Annotated in this window: 12 protein-coding genes; 6 read left to right on the forward strand and 6 right to left on the reverse strand. The window is 66.1% G+C overall.

Translation table 11 applies throughout. From position 1 onward, the window contains the following. Positions 1–47: 47 nt before the first annotated feature. Positions 48–2,654, forward strand: coding sequence for a glycoside hydrolase family 3 protein (locus tag ACFPPA_RS03125; protein WP_377319432.1), 2,607 nt, complete (start codon positions 48–50; stop codon positions 2,652–2,654). A gap of 379 nt (positions 2,655–3,033) precedes the next feature. Here ACFPPA_RS03125 and ACFPPA_RS03130 read toward each other — a convergent pair whose 3' ends face one another. Continuing rightward, positions 3,034–5,454 carry a TonB-dependent receptor gene (locus tag ACFPPA_RS03130; protein WP_377317184.1) on the reverse strand — a complete coding sequence of 807 codons (2,421 nt, stop codon included), beginning with the start codon at positions 5,452–5,454 and terminating at the stop codon, positions 3,034–3,036. Between the two features lie 150 nt (positions 5,455–5,604). On the opposite strand from ACFPPA_RS03130, the gene ACFPPA_RS03135 reads away from it, so the two are divergent. After that, positions 5,605–7,182, forward strand: coding sequence for a tryptophan halogenase family protein (locus ACFPPA_RS03135; protein ID WP_377317186.1), 1,578 nt, complete (start codon positions 5,605–5,607; stop codon positions 7,180–7,182). Between the two features lie 106 nt (positions 7,183–7,288). On the opposite strand, the gene ACFPPA_RS03140 is transcribed toward ACFPPA_RS03135, so the two are convergent. Together ACFPPA_RS03140 and ACFPPA_RS03145 are read right to left on the reverse strand one after the other, a co-directional pair. Further along, positions 7,289–8,185: an SPFH domain-containing protein gene (locus ACFPPA_RS03140; RefSeq protein ID WP_377317188.1), complete on the reverse strand. Its 897-nt coding sequence runs from the start codon at positions 8,183–8,185 to the stop codon at positions 7,289–7,291. A 210-nt stretch (positions 8,186–8,395) separates the two neighbouring features. Next, complete coding sequence (locus ACFPPA_RS03145) at positions 8,396–9,946, reverse strand: GH39 family glycosyl hydrolase (protein WP_377317190.1); 1,551 nt, start codon at positions 9,944–9,946, stop codon at positions 8,396–8,398. A 401-nt stretch (positions 9,947–10,347) separates the two neighbouring features. Here ACFPPA_RS03145 and ACFPPA_RS03150 point away from each other — a divergent pair, with 401 nt between their 5' ends. From ACFPPA_RS03150 to ggt, 4 genes are all read left to right on the forward strand, one after another. Continuing rightward, entirely contained in the window at positions 10,348–10,866 is a 519-nt protein-coding gene (locus ACFPPA_RS03150; RefSeq protein WP_377317192.1) for an RNA polymerase sigma factor, read from the forward strand. A gap of 5 nt (positions 10,867–10,871) precedes the next feature. Next, entirely contained in the window at positions 10,872–12,041 is a 1,170-nt protein-coding gene (locus ACFPPA_RS03155; protein ID WP_377317194.1) for a FecR family protein, read from the forward strand. A 149-nt stretch (positions 12,042–12,190) separates the two neighbouring features. Beyond that, positions 12,191–14,854, forward strand: coding sequence for a TonB-dependent receptor domain-containing protein (locus tag ACFPPA_RS03160; protein ID WP_377317196.1), 2,664 nt, complete (start codon positions 12,191–12,193; stop codon positions 14,852–14,854). A gap of 144 nt (positions 14,855–14,998) precedes the next feature. After that, positions 14,999–16,774, forward strand: a complete 1,776-nt coding sequence (ggt, locus tag ACFPPA_RS03165; protein ID WP_377317198.1) for a gamma-glutamyltransferase — start codon at positions 14,999–15,001, stop codon at positions 16,772–16,774. Between the two features lie 150 nt (positions 16,775–16,924). On the opposite strand, the gene ACFPPA_RS03170 is transcribed toward ggt, so the two are convergent. The 3 genes from ACFPPA_RS03170 to ACFPPA_RS03180 all read right to left on the reverse strand — a co-directional run bounded on the left by ACFPPA_RS03170 (position 16,925) and on the right by ACFPPA_RS03180 (position 23,115). Continuing rightward, positions 16,925–18,958 (reverse strand): glycoside hydrolase family 13 protein, encoded by a 2,034-nt coding sequence (locus ACFPPA_RS03170; protein WP_377317200.1) that lies wholly within the window; start codon positions 18,956–18,958, stop codon positions 16,925–16,927. Between the two features lie 139 nt (positions 18,959–19,097). Continuing rightward, a complete protein-coding gene (locus ACFPPA_RS03175) occupies positions 19,098–21,479 on the reverse strand; it encodes a TIM-barrel domain-containing protein (RefSeq protein WP_377317202.1) in 2,382 nt (793 codons plus the stop codon). A 46-nt stretch (positions 21,480–21,525) separates the two neighbouring features. Next, the gene (locus tag ACFPPA_RS03180; protein WP_377317204.1) at positions 21,526–23,115 is read right to left on the reverse strand and encodes an alpha-amylase family glycosyl hydrolase; all 1,590 of its coding nucleotides are present in this window, start codon (positions 23,113–23,115) and stop codon (positions 21,526–21,528) included. Positions 23,116–23,152: the final 37 nt, after the last annotated feature.

Below are 23,152 nucleotides of genomic sequence, written 5' to 3' on the forward strand. Positions count from 1 at the left end.
GCGGTCATGCTGCTTTGCGAATTGACAGCGCTGTCATCTGTGTCACTCTGCGGCTTCCGCGCATCGCCTGCGCGCCTGCCTGGAGCTCCGACGTGTCGCTGTCCTCCCCCCGGAAATCTGTCCTGCAACGTATCTTTCCTGCCGTGTCGATCGCCGGCGTGCTGTTCCTGCAAGCCTCGCCCGTGCCCGCGGCCGGCGCGGCAGCCACCGTGCATCCGGAGCTGTGGCCGAAGGTGACCTCGCCGCTGCCGCCCGATCCCGCGCTGGAGGCCAGGGTCGGGGCGCTGCTGGCGAGGATGTCGGTGGAGGACAAGGTGGGGCAGATGATCCAGGCCGACATCAAGTACGTGACCCCGCAGGACGTGCGCAAATACCGGCTCGGTTCGATCCTGGCCGGTGGCAACTCCGGGCCGGACGGCGGTCAGTACGGCACTGCGGCGCAATGGCAGCAGCTGGCCGACGCGTTCCATCGCGCCTCGATCGACCGTTCGGACGGACGCCCGGCGATTCCGGTGCTGTTCGGTATCGATGCGGTGCATGGCCACAACAACCTGGTCGGCAGCACGCTGTTCCCGCAGAACGTCGGGCTGGGCGCCACGCGCGATCCGGAACTGATCCGCCAGATAGGCGAGGTCACCGCGCAGGAGCTGCGGGCCAGCGGCATCGGCTGGACGTTCGCGCCCACACTGACGGTGCCGCAGGACAATCGCTGGGGGCGCTCGTACGAAGGCTATTCGGAGAATCCGAAGCTGGTGGCGCAGTATGCCGCCGCCATCGTGGAAGGGCTGGAAGGCGCGGTGGGCACGTCGCAGTTTCTCGATGCCGATCACGTGCTCGCCACCGCCAAGCATTTCGTCGGCGACGGCGGCACCCGCGACGGCAAGGACCAGGGCGACGCCGAGGTCAGCGAGGCCGTGCTGCGCGACGTGCATGCGGCCGGTTATCCGCCGGCGATCCGGGCGGGCGTGCAGGTCGTGATGGTCTCGTTCTCCAGCTGGAACGGCGTGAAGATGGCCGGCAACAAGGCGCTGATCACCGACGTGCTGAAGGGGCGCATGGGCTTCGGCGGCATCGTGCTGGGCGACTGGAACGCGCATGGCCAGGTGCCCGGCTGCACCAACGAGGATTGTGCCGCGGCCTACAACGCCGGGCTGGACATGCTGGAGGCGCCGGATTCGTGGAAGGGGCTGTACCGGCACACCCTGGCCGAAGTGAAGTCGGGCGCGATCCCCATGAGCCGCGTCGACGATGCGGTGACGCGGATCCTGCGCGTCAAGATGCGCCTGGGCATGTTCAAGGGGGGGCTGCCCAGTGCCAACCCGCTGGCGGTCGATGCCGTGCACATCATCGGCAATCCGGCGCATCGCGCGCTGGCCCGACGCGCCGTGCGCGAGTCGCTGGTGCTGCTGAAGAATCAGCATGGCCTGCTGCCACTGGACCCGCGCAAGCGCATCCTGGTGGCCGGCGACGGGGCCGACAACATCTCCAAGCAGAACGGCGGCTGGACGCTGACCTGGCAGGGCACCGGGCTGACCAACGCGAACTTCCCCGGCGCGACCTCGATCTGGGCCGGCATCGACGCGCAGGTCAAGGCGGCCGGTGGCACCGCCGTGCTGTCGGTGGATGGCACCTACCGGCAGAAGCCCGATGCGGCCATCGTGGTGTTCGGGGAGGATCCCTACGCGGAGTTCCAGGGCGACCTGCCAAATCTTGCTTACCGGCCGGGCGACGATCACGACCTCGACCTGTTGCGCCGCCTGCACCGGCAGGGCGTGCCGGTGGTGGCGGTGTTCCTCGGTGGACGTCCGCTGTGGATGAATCGCGAGATCAATGCCGCCGATGCGTTCGTCGTCGCGTGGCTGCCCGGCAGCGAAGGCGAGGGCGTGGCCGACGTGCTGTTGCGCACGCGTGACGGCCGGGTCGCGCACGACTTTCACGGCAAGCTGGGGTATTCGTGGCCGCGCACCGCGGTGCAGACGACACTCAACGTGGGCCAGGCCGACTACCACCCGCAGTTTCCGTATGGCTATGGATTGAGCTATGCCCATCCGTCCAGCGTCGGGCAGCTGCCCGAGGTCGCGGGCATGGTCCTGGAAACAGCTCGTGCGGGCGTCTATTTCGCGCATGGCAAACCGGCGCGGGATTTTGCCCTCGACATCACCGGCGCCAACGGCAAGTCGATGGACGTCACCGCCACGCCATCGGGCGCCGCCGATGGCAGCCTGCTGGTCGGCGCGCTCGACTACAAGGCGCAGGAGGATGCCCGCAGTCTGCGCTGGTCCGGTGCGGGCGAGGCAAGCGTTGCCCTGACCACGACGGCACCGCTCGACCTGGACCGCGAGACCAACGGCGACGTGCTGCTGGTGACCACCTTGCGCATCGATGCGTTGTCACCCGAGGGCACCACGCTCGGCGTGTCCTGCGGCAGCGGCTGCAGCGCCAGGCTGCCGATCGGCAACGGGCTGGCCGCATTGCCACGCGGCCAGTGGCTGCGCGTGGGCATCCCGCTGAAATGCTTCCGCGCCGCCGGCGCCGACATGCAAAAGCTGGACTCGCCTTTCCGCTGGAGCAGCAGCGCCGGCGAGCGAATCGCGATTGCCGAAGTGGCGCTGGGCACCGTCGCGGACAGGACCCTGGACTGCCGGCAGCATTAGGCCACCTCGATTCCGTCGCGGCGCGGCCCCGCCCGGGTCGCCCGCCAGCTGAGCGGCCGGCCTGCCGCGCGGCACCTCACGGACGCGTCGGCGCGCTGTGCCGGCACACCCGGCCCTCGTGCGAACAGGACGGTCGGGTGCTGCCTTGGCAGGCTTCCTGTCACCGGCAAGGAGCATCGCCCGTCTGCGGATTCCGACCAGGGACAGCCGTGACAGACGAGCCCGGCCGCAGAGCCCCCGGCTGCTGTCGGCGTCGCGTGTCGAATCACGTCGCACCAAGCGCCCGGAACGAGGCAAAAAAAAGGATGCCCCGTTGCGGGGGCATCCGATGGCGACTGGAAGGGAGCAGTCAGTCGCCAGGAGGGAACTGCATCGACGCCTAGAACCAGAAGCCGACCTGGACGCCGTAGGTGCGTGGCGGCAGGTACTGGGAGGTGAATGCCACGGTGCCATTGGCCAGCAACGTGCTGCCCGCGGCGCTGCTCTTGACCTTGCCGTCCGATACGTTCTGCACGTAGGCGTTGACGTACCACTTCTCGTTTGGCTCGGTGTAGCGCAACGAGAGGTCGCCGCGGGTATACGCCTTCTGCTTGTCGCCGGCACCGAAGTTGAACCAGCTCAGCCACTGCGCGCTCTGGTACTGGGCGCTCACGCGCGGGGTCAGGCGGCCGCCGTTGCTCAACACGAAATCGTGCTCGTAGATGGCGGTGAGCGAGAGGTCCGGTGCGTGCGGCAGATCGTTGCCGGAAATGTCCATGCAGTTGTTGCTGATGGTCGATTCAGGCGGGCAGGCCGTCGGCACGTAGTAGTCGTTGCTGGCCGCGTACTTCTCGGTACCCAGCTTCTTCTTCGGGATCACCGACAGGACCAGGTTGGCGCGGTCGTTGCTCTGTTGGTAGGCAAGCTCCGATTCGAAACCGGCCACCTTGGTCTCGCCGCCCACGTTCGAGAAACCGAGGCCATGCGTGCCGTCGGGATAGGTGACCGGCGCCGACAGCTGGTAGTTCTTGAAGACCTCATAGTAGGCGGCGCTGTTCCAGGTCATGTGCCCGCCGAGGAAGGAGAACTTGGCACCGATCTCGTAGTTGGTCAGCGTCTCCGGCTTGTACAGGGCGCCGCCATCCTGGGTGCCGCCCGACTTGTAACCGGTGGACACGCTGGCGTAGACGAGGCCATTGCTGCCCATGTCGTGATCCAGCCGGACCAGCCAGGTCGGCTTGCTCTTGCTGTAGGTGGCGTCGTTGTGCTGGCTGATGTTGAAGCCGACGTCGCCAGGCTGTTCTCCGGGCGAGATCGGCTGCTGCGGAAAGGCCGGATCGTAGCCCCAGCCCCAGTTGATGCCACCCCTGTTTTCCCGCTTGTCATGCGACCAGCGCACGCCGCCGGTAAGCCGCCAGGTGTCGTTCATGTGCCAGGTCGCCTGGCCGAAGGCCGCGGTCGAGGTGACCCGCTCTTCCGGCTGGATGAACGAGCCCTGCCAGCCCACGGTACCCTGCTGGGTGCCGTTCATGATCGGGATATCGAAGCGGATGTTGTTGTTTTCATGCTCGTAGTACGCGCCGAGAATCCAGTCCAGGGTGTTCTGGCCGGTGGATTTCAGATCGAACTCGTGGCTGGAGCTGACGTAGTTGGAGAAGTTGGTGCGGTCTTCCTGATACGAGCCGTTGGTGGTGAAGCTGGTCGGCACGTTCACGCCGCCGTCCTGGTCGAAGTCGCCCTTGCCCGAGTAGCGGGTGTAGCCGGCGATGTAGCTCAGTTCCATGTCGTCGTTGATGGTCCAGTCCATGCGACTGCGCACCGACCTGGACGTGCGGTCCAGGTAAGGCGCGGTGTCGATCAGCGCCGACCAGAACTTCTGGCCCGGTCGTGGCTGCTGCATCAGGTTCATGTTGGGCGTGCCGCGATCCTTGAAATCCTCGTAGGACAGATCCCAGACGAAGCTGTCGCTGGGCTTCCAGCGCGCGCTCACGCGGTAAGCCGACTGATCCTGCGCGTCATACTTCTTGCCCTTCTGCACGAACAGGTTCGTGTCGATCGGCTGGAAGCTCGCCGGATCGCCGCCGGAGGCGAGATAGTTCGCCTGTTGCTGCGCGACCGTGGGGATCTGGCCGACCGGATTCTGGTAATCGACGTAACCGTCGTGCTGCTCGTGCACGGCGGCCACGCGCATGGCGAAGGTGCTGCTGATCGGCAGGTTCACCGCCGCACGCACGCCGCTCTGGTTGTAGTTGCCCGCCTCGATCGTGCCATTGCCGTAGAAGCCGCCGTTGATGTCCGGCTTCATGGTGGTGAAGCTGATCGCACCGGCGGTGGAGTTGCGGCCCCACAAGGTGCCCTGCGGGCCACGCAGCACTTCCACACCGTCCATGTCCAGCAGCAGGCTGGCGGCCGCCTCGGCCCGAGGGGAGTACACGCCATCGACGAAGGTCGCGACCTCCGGGTCGGCATATTCGGTCTTGGCGCTGTCGTTGCCGATGCCGCGAAGGGTGAGGGTCACCACGCCATGGTCACCCTCGGAAGTGCCCTGCAGGCCAGGCACCAGTCGGGTGATGTCCTGTACCGTCATGACGCGTTCCTTGTCGAGCGTGTCACCGCTGATGGCGCTGATGGCCACCGGGGTTTTCTGCAGCGGCGTCTCGCGTTTGGTCGCGGTGACCTGCACCGAGGCCAGCGTCTTCACCTTGCTGGCATCGGGAGCATTCTTCGGCGCCGCATCTGCTTCCTGCCCGGTCGCGTGAACAGCGCCCGAGGCCAGTACGGCAGCCATGGCGATGTACAGTGCTGAGTAGCGTAGTTTCATTTTCACCCTCTCCCCAAATCGTCGTGATCATGCGGTAGTCTTTCGATGATAGCGCTGTCAAATTGGTATGACAGCGCTGTCATGGCCGCGATGCTACTGCGAAATTCCGCGATAAGCTTGCTGCGAAGCAACAAGCCAGGAGGAGGCGACATGCCACGCATACAAAAGATATTGATCGTGGGCGGCGGCACCGCCGGCTGGCTGACGGCATGCTATCTGGCCAAGGCGTTGAACAGCGCCGCACCGGAAAGCATCCAGGTCGGGCTGGTCGAATCGGCCAGCATCGGCCTGCTGGGGGTCGGCGAGGCCACCTTCCCGTCGATCCGGGGCACCCTGGCCGCGATCGGCCTGGACGAACGGCGATTCCTGGTCGGCGCGACCGCGACCTACAAACAGGGCATCCAGTACGTCAACTGGGTGCGGCCGCCGAACACGCCGGGGCCGGATCGCTTTTTCCACCCGTTCAGCACGCCCAGCCAGCGCGGCGGCAGCCCCGAACTGCTGCCTTACTGGCTGCTGGGTGGTGCCCCCGAAGGCACCGCTTTCGCCGAAGCGGTGACGATGCAGAGCCATCTGGTCGATCACGGGCGGGCGCCCAAGCGTGCCAGCGATCCGGACTATCAGGGGCCGTTGAACCACGCCTACCATTTCGATGCCGCCTGCTTCGCCGCGACGCTGGCCGAGCATGGCCAGAGCCTGGGCGTCACACGCCACCTGGCCACGGTCGAGCGCGCCGAACTGGACGAGCACGGCGCCATCGCACGCATCGTGACCACCGAGCTCGGGCCGCTGTCGGCCGATCTGTACGTGGACTGCACCGGCTTGCGCGGCGCCCTGATCGGCAACGCCATGCAGTCGCCGTTCCGCAGCCGTCGCGACGTGCTGTTCGTCGACCGCGCGGTGGCGCTGCAGGTGCCGTATCCGAAAGCGGACTCGCCGATCCTGCCGTTCACCCGATCCACCGCACAGGAAACCGGCTGGATCTGGGATATCGGGCTGCAGAAGCGCCGCGGCATCGGCTACGTCTATTCGTCCCGGCACGGCGACGCCGAGCGCGCGGAAGAGCTGGTGCGGCGCTACGTCGGCACGGCCGCCGACGGGCTCGAGGCCCTGCACCTGAAATTCGAGACCGGCTACCGGCCGGAGCACTGGCGCAAGAACTGCGTGGCGATCGGACTGGCCGGCGGCTTCGTCGAGCCGCTGGAGTCCACCGGCATCGCGCTGATCGAACTGGCCGCGTACATGCTCACCCATCTGCTGCCGGGCGACCGCGACGACATGGAAGGCACGGCGCGGAAGTTCAACGAGATGATGGTCGCGCGCTACGACCGCATCATCGACTTCATCAAGATGCACTACTGCCTGTCGCAGCGTCGCGACTCGGCGTTCTGGATCGACAATACCGATCCGGCCAGCATCCCGGCGACCCTGCAGGAGCGGCTGCAGCTATGGCGGCACCGGCCGCCGCATCGGCTGGACTTCGTCACCGACCTGGAGATGTTCATGCCGGCCAGCTGGCAGTACGTTCTCTACGGCATGGAGTTCAGGACCGACCTGGAACCGATGCGCAGCGCCTATCCCCACATGGAGGCGGCGCAGCGTGAATTCGCGATGATCCGGCAGATCGCCGGGCATGCACTGAACGACCTGCCGGATCACCGTGCTCTGGTCGAACAGCTGTGCCGGGAGCATGTGCAACGGGGCCACGCGGCGGGGGTGGCTGCGTAGATCGGCGCCGACCGTCAATAACGCGGGCGGGCATGCCCATGCCGGGCATGCCCGCCACCTGACTTCGCAGGTTCTCTTGCTGGAAATGTCCGCGAGAGGGCGGCGGCTATTTGCTGCCCTTGCCGCCAATGTCCACGAACGGCACGGCGCCGCTTCCGCCGAAGTATTGCGGCAGGGTGCCGTCCCAGTGCTGGGTGGCGTAGAAGCGGGTGTACTGCGGGTTGCCCTGCAACGCCTCGCCGACCAGCCGGATCGCCTTGGCCTGCGCGGTGGCTTCCAGCACCGTGGACTCGGCGGTGCCCTTGGCCTGCTCGATCTTCGCCTGCGCTTCGGCCTGGGCGGTGACGGTCTTCTGCTGGCCTTCGTATTTGCGCTGCAACACGGTGTTTTCCGCCTGCACCGCCTCCGCCTTGGCCTTGACCGCGTTCTCTACCGACTCGGAAAACACCGGCGAATACTTGATCGAGGTGAGCTGTACGTCGACCACGTTGATGCCGAACAGGCGCCCGAGTGCCTCGGCGACTTCCTTCTTCATCTGTTCGGTGATCTGCGCGCGCGAGTCCGAGATGTTCAAGGTGTTGTACTTCGCAAACACGGCAAGCGCGCGATCACGCACGACCGGCACGATGGTCGTGTCGATGTCGGAGTTGCCGGCGCGACCGACGTCGTAGAGCAGATGCAGCACGGCCGCTGGCGGGACCTGGTAGATGACCGAGATGGAAATCGCCACTGCCTGGTTGTCGTTGGTGTACACCGACAACTCCGGCAGCAAGTAGGTCGATTGCGAGGTCTGCAGGTAATCGACCTGCTCGAGGAACGGCACCTTGAAGTGCACGCCCGTGCCCAGCGGCTGTTTGGTCGTGACGGTGCCGCCCATCCAGCGAATCGCCGCCATCTGGTTCGGAGGAACCACGAAGAACGAGCTGAGCAACAGCACGATGACCAAGGCGGCGGGGATGATCAGTCGCCATGACGAGCCCGGCATATTCAACATCTGACGCATGTCTGCAGATCCTTCTTGTGGTGATGGGCGCTGGTGTGCGGGCCGGCCTTTCCCCTGCCGGCCCACCGGCCCGCTGGCCTTGTCGTCGTATCGGAGCCGAGTTCCGGCTACCGCGAAGTGTCGGGCCATCGATGCAATTGGCGCAACCCGAATGCATCGAGGCCGCGACAGATGCGGCCTCGATGCGGGTCCGTGGATCCGATCAGCGTGTCAGTGCAGCTCGACCAGCACCAGTCCCTGCGGCGGAATGGTGATCTCGAACCTGCCCTCGACCGGGTCCAGCTGTTCCGGCGCAGGCAGCCGGCCGGCCTCGCGCAGCTGCGCGATCTGTTCGCGGCTGGGTGAGTCGGGTCGGCCCATGCGATCGAACAGCGCGACCGCGTTGCCGTGGGTCGCGTCGAGTCGCCACACGGTGGCGTGGGCACCGGCGGCCAGATGTTTCACATCGATGCGGAAGTGTCTGGGCCTGCCGACCGGTTCGCCCGGGGTGTAGCTGGCGGTCTTGCCGACCGGCGGCGCGTAGTTCCACAACGCCAGCACCACCGTGCCATCGTCTCGCCGGGTGACCAGGGCGGAATCGGACTTGCTGGCGAGCTGCTGGTCGCCCAGCTTGTGCAGCATCGCGAACGCGTTGAACGAGGGCTTGGGGATGCGATCGGCGGCGATCAGGCCGAAGCCGCCGTAGAACGGGTTCCGCACCACGCCCTGTTCCTCGAACACATCGGAGAACGACCAGTAGCTCATGATCTGGATCTTGCCCGCGCACTCGCGGATGGTGTTGGCCATCCACGGGCCCATGAACACGCTGTCGGTGACGTTGGGCAGGTTCGCGTAGCTGGCGTTGTACTCGCTGAAGATCAGCGGCATGTGCGGGTAGGGCGAGGCGAGGATTTCCCTGTGCACCTTGTCCACCGTGCGGCAGACCATGTCGCGGCGCGGGATGTTCTCGTCGGTATGGAACACGTTGTCGGCAGTGTCGTCGCCATAGACGTGGGTGCTGACGAAGTCGACCGGCACGTTGTCCTTCTTCGCGTGGGCCAGGAAATCGGTGGCCCACGCGCCCTGCGCCGTGGACGGCCCGCCCACGCGCAGGCGCGGACTGACTGCCTTCAACGCACGGGCGGTGTGGTCGTACAGGGTGAAGTAGGTGGGTTGTGCCGGTTTGCCGACCCAGAAGCCGATGTTCGGCTCGTTCCACACCTCGAAGTACCAGCTCGATACTTCGTCGATGCCGTAGCGTTCGACCAGATGCTTCGCGAACGCCGTGATCATCGCGTCCCATTCGGCGTAATCCTTCGGCGGCGCGATATTCGGGTGGTACCAGAACTCCTGCAATGCCTTCGGATCGGAGCTCAGCTCCGGCGGCATGAAGCTCAGTTCGACGAACGGCTTGACGTCGTGCTCGAGCAGGCCATCGTAGATCCGGTCGACGTAGGAGAAGTTGTAGCGGACCTTGCCGTCGGGATCGCGCCGGACCAGGCCGACGTCGTGGTCGAAGATGCCGTGTGCACGGATGTAGCTGAAGCCGGTGGCCCGGTGCACCGCGTCGAGGTCCTTGCGGTAGTCGTCGCGCAGCGCCAGCGAGGCCCGGCCGGAGCCGAACATCTTCTCCCAGAAGTGCGGGAAGGGTATGCCCTGGGCCTGGGCATCGACGTGGATGCGCACCGTGTCGGCGGCTGTGGCGGCGATCGCATGGCCGGCCATCAAGGCGGCCGCGCAAACGCTCAGCAGCAAGCGGCGGATCGTGCTTGGACGAATCATCGGGATTCCTTGTCGTCAGGCGGAACAGGTCCGCATCGGCCTGCTCGAAGGATGGCCGTGTAAACGTTTACATGGCCGGCACGGCAGTCTCTTACAGTCGGCCTGCGCCGTCCAGTGACACGGCATGAAATGGATGGACAGGGAACTGCCGCCGGGCCCGACGGCAGCCGATCCGACAAATGCCTGCAGGGACGGCCGCACGGGTGCCGTACCCTGCGGCTCCGCATTTCGAGGAGTCCGCGCCGACGCCGGGGTTCCCGATGGCATGCGTCAAAGGCCCGTTCGCGTCGATTCCGTCATCGAATCCCGGTCCCGCCGAATTCTCCGGTACCCGGATTCTCCTCCTCACCCTCTTATAGTGTAGGCGGCCGCATTGCAGATGCCGGCGAATGAGGGAGTCCATGAGTTCCGACAGAGGCCCTTTCTGGGCGCGGATGTTCGTTACGCATCAGGCCACGCTCAACGGCTTTTTCCGGCGCCGCGTGGCGCATCGCTGGGATGCCCAGGATCTGGCCCAGGAAGTCTTCGTGCGCCTGTTGCGCGTCGACGGTGGCGAGGACAGCATCATCGCCAATCCGGAAGCCTACCTGTTCACCGTGGCGTCCAATCTCGTCAAGGAGCATGCCGTACTGCAAAAACGGCGCGGCCTCAGCGTGGACATCACGCAGATGTTGCCGGAGCTGGAATCTCCGCAAGGGACGCCCGAGGCCGAGGCCGAGCGCGAATTCCGGCGGCAACGGCTGCACACGGTGCTCGACCGTCTGCCGCCCCGCTGCAAGGCGGTGATGCTGATGCAGCATCGCGACGGCATGAGCTACGACGAAATCGCCGCGCAACTGGGAGTGTCCAATCACATGGTCAAGAAATATGTCGTCAAGGCGCTGGCGTTGTGTCGCCGCGGCCTGGCCCGGTACGAGTAATCATCATGCACAAGGAAGACCAGCGACTGCAGGATCTCATCGCGGAACAGGCTGCGGAATGGTATGTGGCGCATCGCGACGGCACGCTCGGCATGCAGCAACAGCAGGCTTTCATGCGCTGGCTGCGCGCCTCGCCCATGCATGTGGCCGAATACCTGGCCATCGCCGGAGTCGCACGGGACATCGGCGACGCGGCGCGGCAGGACACCACGTCACTGCAGCAACTGCTGGGCGACGCCGGTGGCATGGATCGCGTGGTGCCGATTCACGCCGCTGGCGGCGCATCGGTATTGAGCATGCTCTCGCCGCAGGAACACCGGGTCAGGACCCGTGCCGGGCATCATGCACACCCGTCCCGTGCGGCGACGCGTTCCCTCGCGCGCTGGGCGAATGTCGCGGCGCTGATGCTGGCGACGACGGCCCTGATTTTCGGCCTGCGGTGGTTCGCGTCCCGGCCGCAAGTGCTGAACTACGCCACCAGCCACGGCGAGCAGCGCAGCCTGCAGCTACCGGACAACACCTTCGTGCGGCTCAACTCCGATTCGGCCATCGCGGTCAGTTTCAGTCAGCACCGCCGCCTCGTCGAAGTCATACGCGGCCAGGCCTATTTCGAGGTGGCGAAAGACCCGGAACGGCCTTTCGGCGTGCGCGTCGGTAGCCTGCTGATCAAGGACATCGGCACGGCATTCGATGTCTACCGGCAGGCCACGGGAACCACGGTCACGGTGACCGAAGGCCAGGTGCAGGTATGGCCGGCGCCGCCGGCACCACCTGCCACCGCCTGGCTGCATCGCGCCCGGCAGCCGGCTGCGGCAGGGCGGGGACATCCGCTGGTCGATCTCGTCGCCGGCCATCAGGCACGCATCGCCGCCTCCGGCCGGCTGGAATCGCAAGGTCCGGTCGATCTGGAGCAGGCCACCGCCTGGCTCCAGGGCAACATCGTCTTCGAGGACGAGTCCATCGCCGCGGTGGCGGCGCAATTCAATCGCTACAACAATCTGCAGATCCGCGTGGACGACCGGCGAATCGGCCTGTTGCCGATCAGCGGCACCTTTGCCGCACATGATGTGTCCACCTTCGTCGCGTTCCTCGGCACCATGCCCGGGGTGCATGTGCGAACGCAGGAACGACGCATCATCGTCACCGGCCGCGCCGCGGGGAAGCATCGTGATTGAAGCCGGATCGGCACGACGTGGCGATCACGTCAAAAAAAGCATTACCCGGTTTCGCACGATCGGGCTCGTAAGTAACAAGCGCATCACATCAAGCCAGCGTCGACTGCGGGTGTGTGCACCACCGTGGTATCCAGCAGGGGAACCGATTCATGCGTAAGTCTATTCTTGCAAAGTGCTGCCTGGCGGCGTTGGTCGGCGCCGGGCTCGCCGGTCCCGTCATGGCGGCTCCATTCCAGACGCCGGCGGTCTCCGACACCGTGATTCCGGCGATGCCGTTGAACAAGGCTCTCAGTACCTTCGCGCAGCATGAACATCTGCAACTGGTCTATGTCTCGAAGATCGCGGACGACATGCGCACCCAGGGTGCACCCGCCGGCCTGTCACAGCAGGCGACCCTGCAACGGCTGCTCAAGGGCACCGGCCTGAAATACCGTTTCCTCAATGCCAAGACGGTGACGATCTATTCGGCGGATGATCCGCCGGCACCCGGCGCGTCCTCGTCGGAGAAGCCGGACAGCAAGCAGACGGTGAGCCTGCAGGCCGTCGTGGTCACGACCGGCACGCACTCGTTCGATCGCACCGAGGCCACCTCGCTGTCGCCTATCGACGTGCTGACGCCGGAGGACCTGGTCGGTACCGGCGCCACGAATCTGGCCTCGGCGCTGCGCACGCTGCTGCCCTCGTTCAACTTCCCGCAGCCGTCGGTGACCGACGCCACCGATGCGATCCAGCCGGCGCAGCTGCGTGGCCTGGCGCCGGACCAGACGCTGGTGCTGATCAACGGCAAGCGGCAACACACCACCGCCATCGTCAACGTGAACGGTTCGCTGGGCCGTGGCTCCTCGCCGGTCGACATCAATGCCATCCCGGTGAATGCGATCGACCACGTCGAGGTGCTGCGTGATGGCGCTGCGGCCCAGTACGGTTCGGACGCGATCGCGGGCGTGATCAATATCATCCTCAAGGGCGGCAGCCAGCATGGATCGGCCAGCATCACCGGCGGTCAGTTCACCAAGGGCGACGGCAGCACCTGGCAGGGCGGCGCCGACGGCGGCTTCGCCCTGGGCAAGAAGGGCTGGGTGCACCTGAGCTTCAACGCGATGCACCAGGACCCGACCAACCGCGCCGGCCCCGACAACCGCTACCCCGGGGACCCGACCTTCGGCACCGTCACCTTCCACTACGGCCTGCCGCTGATCAAGGCCAGGCAGGGCGCGATCAACCTGCAATACGACCTGACGCCGAACGCGCAGATCTACGCGTTCAGCCTCTTCAACAAGCGGGATGTCAGCGCCGGCGGCTTCTTCCGCTCGCTGTCCAGCTATTCCGGCAGCCATCCGGACGCCGCGGCGGTCTACCCGAATGGCTTCCTGCCCACCGAGAACAGCGCCATCCGCGACGACTCCGAGGTCGTGGGCGTGCGCGGCAAGGTGGCCGGGTGGGACTACGATTTCAGTGCCAACACCGGTGGCAACCACTGGAAGCTCAATACCAGCGATACGTACAACTATTCACTGGGTAGCGCCTCGCCCACCGGCTTCTACATCGGCACCCTGAGCGACCGGCAGAACCTGTACAACGCCGACTTCAACAGGGAGTTCAATCCCGCCATGCTGGAAAACCCGCTGACGGTGGCCTGGGGTCTGGAGTATCGCCACGAGAATTTCGAGATCAAGCACGGTGACGCGGCCTCCTTTGCCGGTGCCGGTGCCCAGGTGTACCCGGGCTACCAGCCGGGCGATGCCGGTTCGCATTCGCGCAACAGCCACGCGATCTACGTCGACCTGGAAAGCGACCTGACCAGCAAGCTGTCCGCCGGACTGGCGGTCCGCAACGAGCACTACAGCGACTTTGGCGGGACCACCTCGGCGAAGCTGTCCGGCCGCTACGAGTTCAACCCGACGGTGGCACTGCGCGGTACGGTGTCCAACGGCTTTCGCGCACCCTCATTGCAGCAGGAGTACTACTCGAGCACGGCGATCAACTTCGTCGCCGATGGCAGCGGCAACCTGATCCCCTACACGATCCGCACGTTTCCGGTGGGCGACGCCGCCGCACAGGCGCTGGGTGCGCAGTCGTTGAAGCCCGAGAAATCGCGCAACTACAGCTTCGGCCTGGTGCTGACTCCGACCAGTGGCCTGTACACCACGCTCGATGTCTACCAGATCGACATCGACCATCGCATCGTCCTCAGCGGCAACCTGGTGGGCACGGCCGTGCAGGATTACCTCACGTCGGTCGGCATTCCGTTCGTCAGTGGCGGCCGCTTCTTCACCAATGCGGTCGATACGCGTACCCGAGGTGTCGACCTGGTCAGCACCTACCCGGTGGAACTGCAGAACTCGTCGCTGAAGTTCACCGGCGGCCTGAACTACAACAAGACCGACATCCGTGCGATTGCGGCGAATCCGCCACAGCTGGGACTGGCCGGGCTGACGTTGCCGATCATCGACCGCGCCGAGGAAGGCCGCATCACCAGGGGCAGCCCGCGCACCAAGGCGTTCCTGGCTACCGACTGGCATGTGAGCAACTGGAACTTCCACGGTCAGGTCACCCGCTACGGGCAATTCACCACGCTCGGCACGACGTCCAGCAGTGACCAGACCTACGGTGCGCGCTTCGTGCTCGATGCCTCGGTCAACTACAACTGGAACGACTGGACTTTCACCCTCGGCGGCAACGACATCAACGACGCCTACCCGGAAAAGAGCAGCAGCGCCAACAACTACCACGGCATCCTTCCCTATAGCGGGTCCTCGCCGTTCGGCTTCAGCGGTGCTTACTACTACGGCACCGTGGCCTACCACTGGTAAGGCAGTCCGGACACGACACGGTCGCGCACGGGGACGCCCGCATCAGGGCATCCCCGTGCGCCGGGCGAATCCGCGTGCGCCTGAAATCCGCGCGTCGCGTTTCCGCCCTCTCTTCCCATTCCCCGCATTTACCGAGTGACCATCATGCGCAACGCATTCCCTGCATGGATGGCGATCGCCATCCTCGCCGCGACGCCCGCGGCGTGGGCGACCCAGCCATCGTCGGCCCAACGCAACATTCCCCGCCAAGCGCTCGACGCCACCGCCGCGCCCACCACGCTGGCCGCGCTGGCCAGGGCCAGGCCGGTCATCGCGAAACACGCCATGGTGGTTTCCGCGCAGCACCTGGCCACCCGGGCCGGGGTCGACATCCTCAGGCAGGGTGGCAATGCGGTGGATGCCGCGGTCGCCGTGGGCTACGCGCTGGCCGTGGTGCATCCGTGCTGCGGCAACATCGGCGGCGGCGGCTTCATGGTGGTGCACCTGGCCGGCGGCAAGAACCTGTTCCTGGACTTCCGCGAGAAGGCGCCGCTGAAAGCCAGCCCCACCATGTATCAGGATGCCAGCGGCAACGTGATCGCGGGCAAGAGCACCGGCAGCTACCTCGGGGTCGGCGTGCCCGGCACCGTGATGGGCCTGGACGAGGCGCTGGAGAAGTACGGCAGCATGCCCCTGCGGCAGGTGATCGCGCCGGCGATCAAGCTGGCCCGCGACGGCTTCGTGCTGCAGCAGGGCGACGTCAACATCCTCAACGAGCGGGTCAAGGATTTCGCCCAACATCCCAATGTGGCGTCGACCTTCCTCGACCATGGCAAGCCGTATGCGGTGGGCGATCGGCTGCGGCAGCCGCAGCTGGCGCACACGCTGGCGCTGATCGGGCAAGGCGGCACCCAGGCGTTCTACCGGGGCAGCATCGCGCGCAAGGTGGTCGAGGCCAGCCAGGCGCATGGCGGCATCCTGTCGATGAAGGACTTTGCCGACTATTCGGTGGTGTGGGACACGCCGTTGACCTGCGACTACCGCGGCTACACCGTCGTCTCCGACCCGCCGCCCAGTTCCGGCGGCGCCACCATCTGCCAGATCCTGCAGATCCTCAAGCCGTATCCGCTGGCCCGCTGGGGCTACGGCTCGGTCGACAGCGTGCACTACATGGTCGAGGCCGAACGCCGCGCGTTCGCCGACCGCAACACCTACCTCGGTGATCCGGCCTTCGTGCACAACCCGATCGGCCAGCTGCTGTCGCCGGAGCACGTGGCCACGATGCGCGCCAGCATCAGCGCGGACAAGGCCACGCCGTCGTCCGGGGTCAAGGGCAGCCTGGGCGCGGTCGAGGGCACCAACACCACCGATTACTCGGTCGTCGACGCGCATGGCAACGCCGTCGCGGTGACCTACACCATCAACTACCTGTTCGGCGTCGGCCGGATTGCCGGCGACACCGGCTTCTTCCTCAACAACGAGATGGACGATTTCACCTCCAAGCCCGGCGTGCCCAATTCGTTCGGCCTGGTGCAGGGGCGGATCAACCGGATCGAACCGGGCAAGCGTCCGCTCAGTTCGATGTCGCCGACCATCGTGCTGCGCGACGGCAAGCTGTTCATGGTGACCGGCAGTCCGGGCGGCTCCACCATCATCTCGACCACGCTGGAGAGCTTCCTCAACGTGGCCGAGTTCGGCATGAACATGCAGCAGGCGGTGGACGCGCCGCGCCTGCACGAACAGTGGTTGCCCGATCAGGTGTTCGCCGAGCCCGGCCTGCTCACGCCCTCGGCGCAGCACAAGCTGGAAGCGATGGGACACCACTTCAAGGCGGTCAAGTCGTGGGGCGCGGACGAGGCGATCCTGGTCGATCCGAAGACGCATCGGCTGGAAGGTGCCAACGATCGGCGGCGTCCCGCCGGACTCGCCGCCGGTTACTGACGAGGGGCGACAGGCGCGGGTCAGGGTGAGCCTCGCCTGCGTGGCGTGCGCGTAGAAAAAAAAAGCGGGAGCGACTCCTGCCTCGACCCTTGTGGCCGGAGGGAAGCCGATCGCGGCTGCAGCCGCTCCCGCGAGGGAAAACCTGCCTGGCTATTGCGCCAGGATCGCGCCGTAGTGACCGTTCACCGCGACGCTGACCTGACCGTTCTGTACGGTATAGACCGTGCCGGAAACAAGTTCCGTGAGCTGGCTCCCGTTGGCCACGCTGAGCTGCCAGACCGGCACCGTGATCGTGTGGGTCACCGAGTCGTTGTTGAGCGCCACCGCGATCCGGTTGGTCGCGTCGAAGCGGCCGTAGGAATACAACTTGTTGGTATCGTCGGTGAGCAGGGTCATGAACGAGCCGGTGCGCAGCGCCGGATAGGCGTTGCGGATCGCGATCAGCTTCTGGGTGAGTGCGACGGCACTGTTGGTGATGCTGCCGACGGTCCAGTCGAAGGTGCGACGGTTGTCCGGATCGGCACCGCCCTGCATGCCGTATTCGTCGCCGTAGTAGATCGTCGGCGTGCCCACGTAGGTCATCTGGAAGAACAGTGCGAGATAGGTCTTCCAGATGTCGCCACCGGCGCGGCCGCCGAAACGGCTGATGTCATGGCTCGACAGGAAGTTGGACATCGCCTGCTGCACGTCGGTGGGATAGTTGGCCCGCGTGCCATGCAGCCAGCTGTCGAACTGCGAGGCGGGAATCGACGCGGCGTTGCCGCTGTAGTCCTTGCCGGTGATCCACTCCGAGACTGGCTGGGTGAAGCCGTCGTAGTTCATCGCGCCGTCCCACTGCTTGCCGTCAGTGGTCCACGGGCCGGAGTTGCCCCAGAACTCGCCGAGGATGTCGGCGTTCGGGTTGACCGACTTCACCGCCGTGCGCAGCTCGGCCATGATCTGGTGGTTGGTGGCGTCGCTGCCGTTGCCGCCGCTGGCGTCGAGGTATTGCGCCGCATCCAGCCGCCAACCGTCGATGGAGTAGGGCGACTTCAGGTAGGTCTGCACCACCGAGGTGGAGGAGCCGTAGATGGCGTTGCGCACTGCCGAGCCGCTGGCGCCGTAGTCCAGCTTCGGCATCGACGAGAAGCCGAAGAAGGCCGAGTAGGTGTTGGGCCAGTTCTGGAAGGTGTAGTAGCCGTAGGTCGGGCTGGATTGCGACTCGTACGCACCGGTGATGCCGGTCCACCAGTTGTAGCGGTCGAACCACTTGTGCGTGTCGCCGGTGTGATTGAACACACCATCGAGCACCAGATAGCCCTTCGGTCCGTTGCCGGTGCTGTGGATGTCGCCGGCCAGCGTCTGCAGGGTGCTGTTGCTGCCGAACGCCGGGTCCACCGTCATGTAGTCCTCGGTGTCGTACTTGTGGTTGCTCGGCGACAGGAAGATCGGGTTGAGGTAGATGATGTTCGCACCGAGGGTGTTCTTGATGTAGCCCAGCTTCTGGTCCACGCCGGCCAGGTCGCCGCCGAAGAACACGGCGGTGTTGCAGCCGCTGACGTTGGCATAGACGCTGGAACCCCAGGCATGCTTCTCGGTGGCGCAGCCGGAGTAGGTGTACTGGCCGTTGGTCACGTCGTTGGCGGTACTGCCGTTGTAGAAGCGGTCCGGAAAGATCTGGTACATCACGCCGTTCTTCATCCAGCCCGGTGTGGTGAAGCCGGGGATGATGAAGAAGTCGCCGCTGGACGGCTCGCTCGAGGTGGTGCCGGCGGCGTTGAGCCAAGCCGTCGAGGTGCCGTCGTGGATCTGGAAGCGGTAGTACTTCTCCGAGGCGCTGGCCGGGATCGTGCCTTTCCAGTAGTCGAACGTGCCGGTGGGATCGTTCGACGACCAGCTCATCGCCACGGTATGGAACGAGCTGGTGCCGCTGTCGTAGTACTTGATCGTGGCGCTGGTGATGTCGCCCTTGAACGTGCGCAGGGTCAGCGTCACCGCCTGGCTGGCGGTGGGTTCGACGTGGTTGTCGTACAGCGGGCCCTGGTCATGGAACAGGCCGTTCCACTCCACGTTGTTGTCGTTGCTGGCCGCCTGCGCCGGGGTGGTCACGCCGCCGGCCGCCAGTGCGGCGCACAGGGCCAGCCATAGCGCGGTGCCGGAACGACGTGGTGTCTTCCCCTGAAACGGTATCCGTTGATTGAACATCGACTTTCTCTCCAGTGAGTGATCCATGCAGGCATGGATGCATCGGAAACCGTCGATGCAATCGCTGGTTCCCGGCAGCTGCCGGGACGACGGCGTCATCGCTGTTTCCCCTATGGGCGACGAAAGCGGATGCGCCGCTTCAGCGCCCCCATGTGAGCGCGATGTGCCGCGCCGTGGCCGCACTCACCCGGACATAGGTGACCGCGCCGAACCGATCGTTGCCCCTGGCCCAGCCTTCGCCGTCATGCTCGAGGGCAGCAAGGCTGTCGAAGAATTTCAGTGCGCCGTCGGCGGTGACCTTAGTTGCCGCCGTGCCGTGGATCTTCAGCAGATAGAACCGCAACGCCGGCCTGAACGTGCCGCCGGCCTTGCCGATGTCGAACTGCACCGAGCGTGCCTGCCGCTGCACCGCCAGGGCCTGCATGAAACAGGCGCCGTGTTCGTAGCCGTAGGTGCTGCCGTCGTCGTCGTAGTAATCGAACGTGCTGCGGCGGGCGGCGGGGAATACCTCGACCTCGAGCTGGACCAGCGGCTTCTGCCCGACATAATCTTCCGGCGGTTGGGTCGGGATGATCGCGCCGTCGCGGATGAACAGCGGGATGTCGCTCCAGTGACTGCTGTCGACCGCCAGCCCGACGCTCTGGCCGCCCTGGTAGACCTTGCCGCTGAACCAGTCGGTCCACTGTCCGGCCGGCAGGTAGACGTCCTTCCTGGTCTGGCCTTGCCGGACCACCGGCGAGACCAGCAGGTAATCGCCGAACAGCCAGCTGTCGGTGTCGTTGCGCACCTTCGGATCGTGCGGCCAGTCGAAGATCAGCGGCCGGACCAGGCCGACGCCATCGACGTGCCGACGGTATTCGTAGCTGTAGATGTACGGGATCAGCGCATAGCGCAGGCGGATCGCGTCGGTCGCGGCCTTCTCGGCGACCGGTCCGTACACCCACGGCTGGCGCTTCTGGCCGAATGATCCATGCACGCGGAAGATCGGCGTGAACGCGCCGAACTCGATCCAGCGTGCGTAGTTCTCGGGGGTGGGCGTGCCGTCCTTGAAGCCGCCGCCGTCCATGCCCCACTGCATCGCGCCGACGTTGACCGCGCTGAGCATGCGTGCGCGCTGGCCGGCCATGCTGGGGAAGCCGGTGGGGATGTCGCCCGACCACATGCCGTAGGCATAGCGCTGCGCGCCGAGGTAGAACGTGCGGTTGATCGACCACACGCGCAGCGGCGAATATGCGCGCTGGCCGTCGTACAGCGCGCGTTCCATGTTGGTGAACTGGGTGTCGCTGCCGATGTCGTCGGCCTCGTCGTTCCACCAGCCGACCATACCGGTGTCGAAGGAGTGCTTGAGCTGGTCGTTGAAGAACCATGCGCGCACCGCGGGCTGGTCGAAATCCAGCTCGCGGATCGGCTTCTTCGAGAAATAGTCCGGCGCGACCTTGCTGGCCGGCGACCAGAAGCCGTGCGCGGTGGCGTAGCGTCCCTCGACCGTGTCCACGTGCACGCGCGGCTTCATGATGCCGGTGAGGTGCATGCCGCGCGCATCCAGCATTCGCTCCAGCCTGCCGTCCGGACCGTCGGGAAACTTACTGGTGTTCCAGCGGAACTCGCCCCAGTCCTCGCCCCACGCCTTCCAGTCGAAGTCGAGGGTGAAGTTGTCGATCGGGATGTGTTTGCTGCGGTAGGTGTCGACGGTCTGCAGCAGTTCCTTCTGGTCGATGCCCCACTGGCTGTTGGTGAAGCCCATCGCCCACTTCGGGAACAGCTGGGAGTGCCCGCTGACCTGTGCCACGCCGGTGAAGATCTGTGCCGGGGTGCCGGCGATCAGGTAGTAGTCGAGGTCCTTGCGCGAGGTGCCGGTCGCGCTGAGCGTATCGCCCTCCAGGTGGAACGCACCACCGATGGTGTCGATCAGCACGCCGTAACCGGCGGTGCTCCAGACCAGCGGCGCGCCCGCATGGCCCTGCTCGCCGGCAGTGATGACCTGCTTGCCCTGGCGCAGCATGCCGGCGCTGGCATCCTCGGTGGCGTTGTAACCACCGATGCCGTAGAGCGCATCGCCGCGGGCGTGATCGAGCAGCAGACGGCCCCGTGCCAGGTCGGCCAGCTGACCCTGGGTCAGCAGCGTGCGGCCGTCGGCGTCGGACAATTGCAGCGTGCCGTCGTGGCGATGCCAGCGCAGCGTGGCCCGGCCGGTGCCCAGCGTGATCGCCTCGGCGTCATCGTCCACCTTCACATTGGCCAGTGGGGTCAGCGATGCCCTGGGGTCGATCACCAGCGACGGTGCCCCGGCCTTGCCGTCGGGCAGGTAGTGCACGCGCACCACGTTGGGCGCGATGAACGCCACCGTCAGGCGGCCGCCGTCCAGGGGCAGGTTCAGCGTGCCGTGATCGACGCTGGCGCCGGTCGGCGTGGTGGTACCCGCCTGTCCATGGGACACGGCGGTGATCGGTACCGCGGCCATGCCGACACAAAGACTGATGGCGGCGGCGAGGCGGCGGGAAAGCATCGGGTTGGAGCGCATGGGCAAGCCTCGATCTGAAACGTGTGGGGACCCGGGCGACAGCGCGTCAGCGCAGGATCGCCGTGGTGTAGGGCGGCAGGGTGAGACGGTGTCCGGCCAGCGTCACGCCCGGCACGGCCTGCCTGGCGATGTCGGCGTATGCCGTGCCGCCGGCGGCATCGAGTGCGACCGACTGCGCCTTGCCGGACAGGTTGTGCACCACCAGCACGTGGCTGCTGGCGTCGTCCAGGCGATAAGCCACGATCGCCGGGTTGTTCACCGCGAAAGCGCGCACCGCGCCGTCGCGCAGCGCAGCGATCTCGCGGCGCCAGCCGATCAGCGTGCGGTAGGTGTCGAGCAGCGAGTCTGGATCGGCCTGCTCGGCCTGCACTGACACCGCCGCGCCGGCATGTGCGGTCGAGGCTTTCCAGGTGGTCTCGCCCGGCGCATCGGCCGGGCGGTCCCAGCGCATCGGCTCGCGCAGGTCCGGGTCGGGCTTCACCCCGCGCATGCCGAGCTCCTCGCCGTAGTACACGAACGGATGGCCGGGCAGGGTCAGCAATAGCGCCGCAGCCACACGCATGTGCGCGAGGTTGCCATCGAGCTGGCTCATCACCCGGTTCTGGTCGTGGTTGGACAGGAACGGTGCATCGGCGCCCGGCTGGCCGGCGGTGGCTGCGAACGCGGCATAGCGCTGCTGCAACTGCCGGGCGAGATCGCCGGCCCGTTCGCTGCGCGCCGCGTCGATCATCCGGTTCGCCAGCGGGAAGTCGAACACCGCGCTCAGCGCGCCGTACCAGGGCGCGAGCTGTCGCCATGAGCCTTCGGTGACTTCGCCGACCACATAGGCGTCAGGATTCACCGCGCGCACGCCCTGCATGAACTGCTGCCACCAGGCGAGGTTCTTCCGCAGCACCGCCGGGTCGCCTTCCTGCGACCTGAAGTTGAGGTAGATGTGGCGCGCCGCGTCCAGCCGGAAGCCGTCCACGCCCTTGCGCATCCAGAACTGGCCGACCTTGATCATTTCCTGGCGCACCGCGGGCGTGTCGTAGTCCAGGTCCGGCATGCCGCGCGAAAAGATCCCCAGGTAGTGGCGGCCGTCCGGCAGCGCCTGCCAGGCCTTGTCGCCGGCTGCACTGGCAGCGGCGAGGTCGGTGCCGGGCGTGGCCCAGCTGTACCAGTCGTGGTGGGGATCCTGCGGATGCTGCGCGGCGACGAACCAGGGGTGCCGGTTGCTGGTGTGGTTGATCACCAGGTCGAGGATCACCTTGATGCCGCGCTTGTGCGCTTCGGCCAGCAGGCGCTCGAAGTCGGCCATGCTGCCGTACTGCGGATCGATGCCGTAGTAATCGGTGACGTCGTAGCCGTGATAGCTGGGCGAGGGGTTGATCGGCATCAGCCAGATCCCGCTGACGCCCAGCGACTTGAGGTAGTCGAGTTTCGCGGTGACACCGTCGAGGTCGCCGACGCCGTCGCCGTTGGTGTCGTACCAGCTGCGCACGAAGATTTCGTAGTACACGCCGGAGCTCGCCGACGGCGGCTCGCGGTGCGTCGTCGCCTGCACCGATTGCGCGGCGGAGGCGGAGCTCGCGGTGATCGCCGGCGCCAGCAGCGCCGCACACAGGATGATCGAGGCAAAGGCGGGACGACGGAGCATCGTGACTCCTGCAGCGGATCAAGGTTGCCGGGGTCCA

This window comes from Rhodanobacter ginsengisoli, from assembly GCF_042657065.1.
In the GTDB taxonomy this organism is placed as follows: domain Bacteria; phylum Pseudomonadota; class Gammaproteobacteria; order Xanthomonadales; family Rhodanobacteraceae; genus Rhodanobacter; species Rhodanobacter ginsengisoli.

What these genes read in the sequence shown, in the direction of transcription:
- ACFPPA_RS03130 (WP_377317184.1), bottom strand. Translation starts at nt 5,454, where the DNA reads ATGAAACTACGCTACTCAGCACTGTACATCGCCATGGCTGCCGTACTG.
- ACFPPA_RS03135 (WP_377317186.1), top strand. Translation starts at nt 5,605, where the DNA reads ATGCCACGCATACAAAAGATATTGATCGTGGGCGGCGGCACCGCCGGC.
- ACFPPA_RS03140 (WP_377317188.1), bottom strand. Translation starts at nt 8,185, where the DNA reads ATGCGTCAGATGTTGAATATGCCGGGCTCGTCATGGCGACTGATCATC.
- ACFPPA_RS03145 (WP_377317190.1), bottom strand. Translation starts at nt 9,946, where the DNA reads ATGATTCGTCCAAGCACGATCCGCCGCTTGCTGCTGAGCGTTTGCGCG.
- ACFPPA_RS03150 (WP_377317192.1), top strand. Translation starts at nt 10,348, where the DNA reads ATGAGTTCCGACAGAGGCCCTTTCTGGGCGCGGATGTTCGTTACGCAT.
- ACFPPA_RS03155 (WP_377317194.1), top strand. Translation starts at nt 10,872, where the DNA reads ATGCACAAGGAAGACCAGCGACTGCAGGATCTCATCGCGGAACAGGCT.
- ACFPPA_RS03160 (WP_377317196.1), top strand. Translation starts at nt 12,191, where the DNA reads ATGCGTAAGTCTATTCTTGCAAAGTGCTGCCTGGCGGCGTTGGTCGGC.
- ggt (WP_377317198.1), top strand. Translation starts at nt 14,999, where the DNA reads ATGCGCAACGCATTCCCTGCATGGATGGCGATCGCCATCCTCGCCGCG.
- ACFPPA_RS03170 (WP_377317200.1), bottom strand. Translation starts at nt 18,958, where the DNA reads ATGTTCAATCAACGGATACCGTTTCAGGGGAAGACACCACGTCGTTCC.
- ACFPPA_RS03175 (WP_377317202.1), bottom strand. Translation starts at nt 21,479, where the DNA reads ATGCGCTCCAACCCGATGCTTTCCCGCCGCCTCGCCGCCGCCATCAGT.
- ACFPPA_RS03180 (WP_377317204.1), bottom strand. Translation starts at nt 23,115, where the DNA reads ATGCTCCGTCGTCCCGCCTTTGCCTCGATCATCCTGTGTGCGGCGCTG.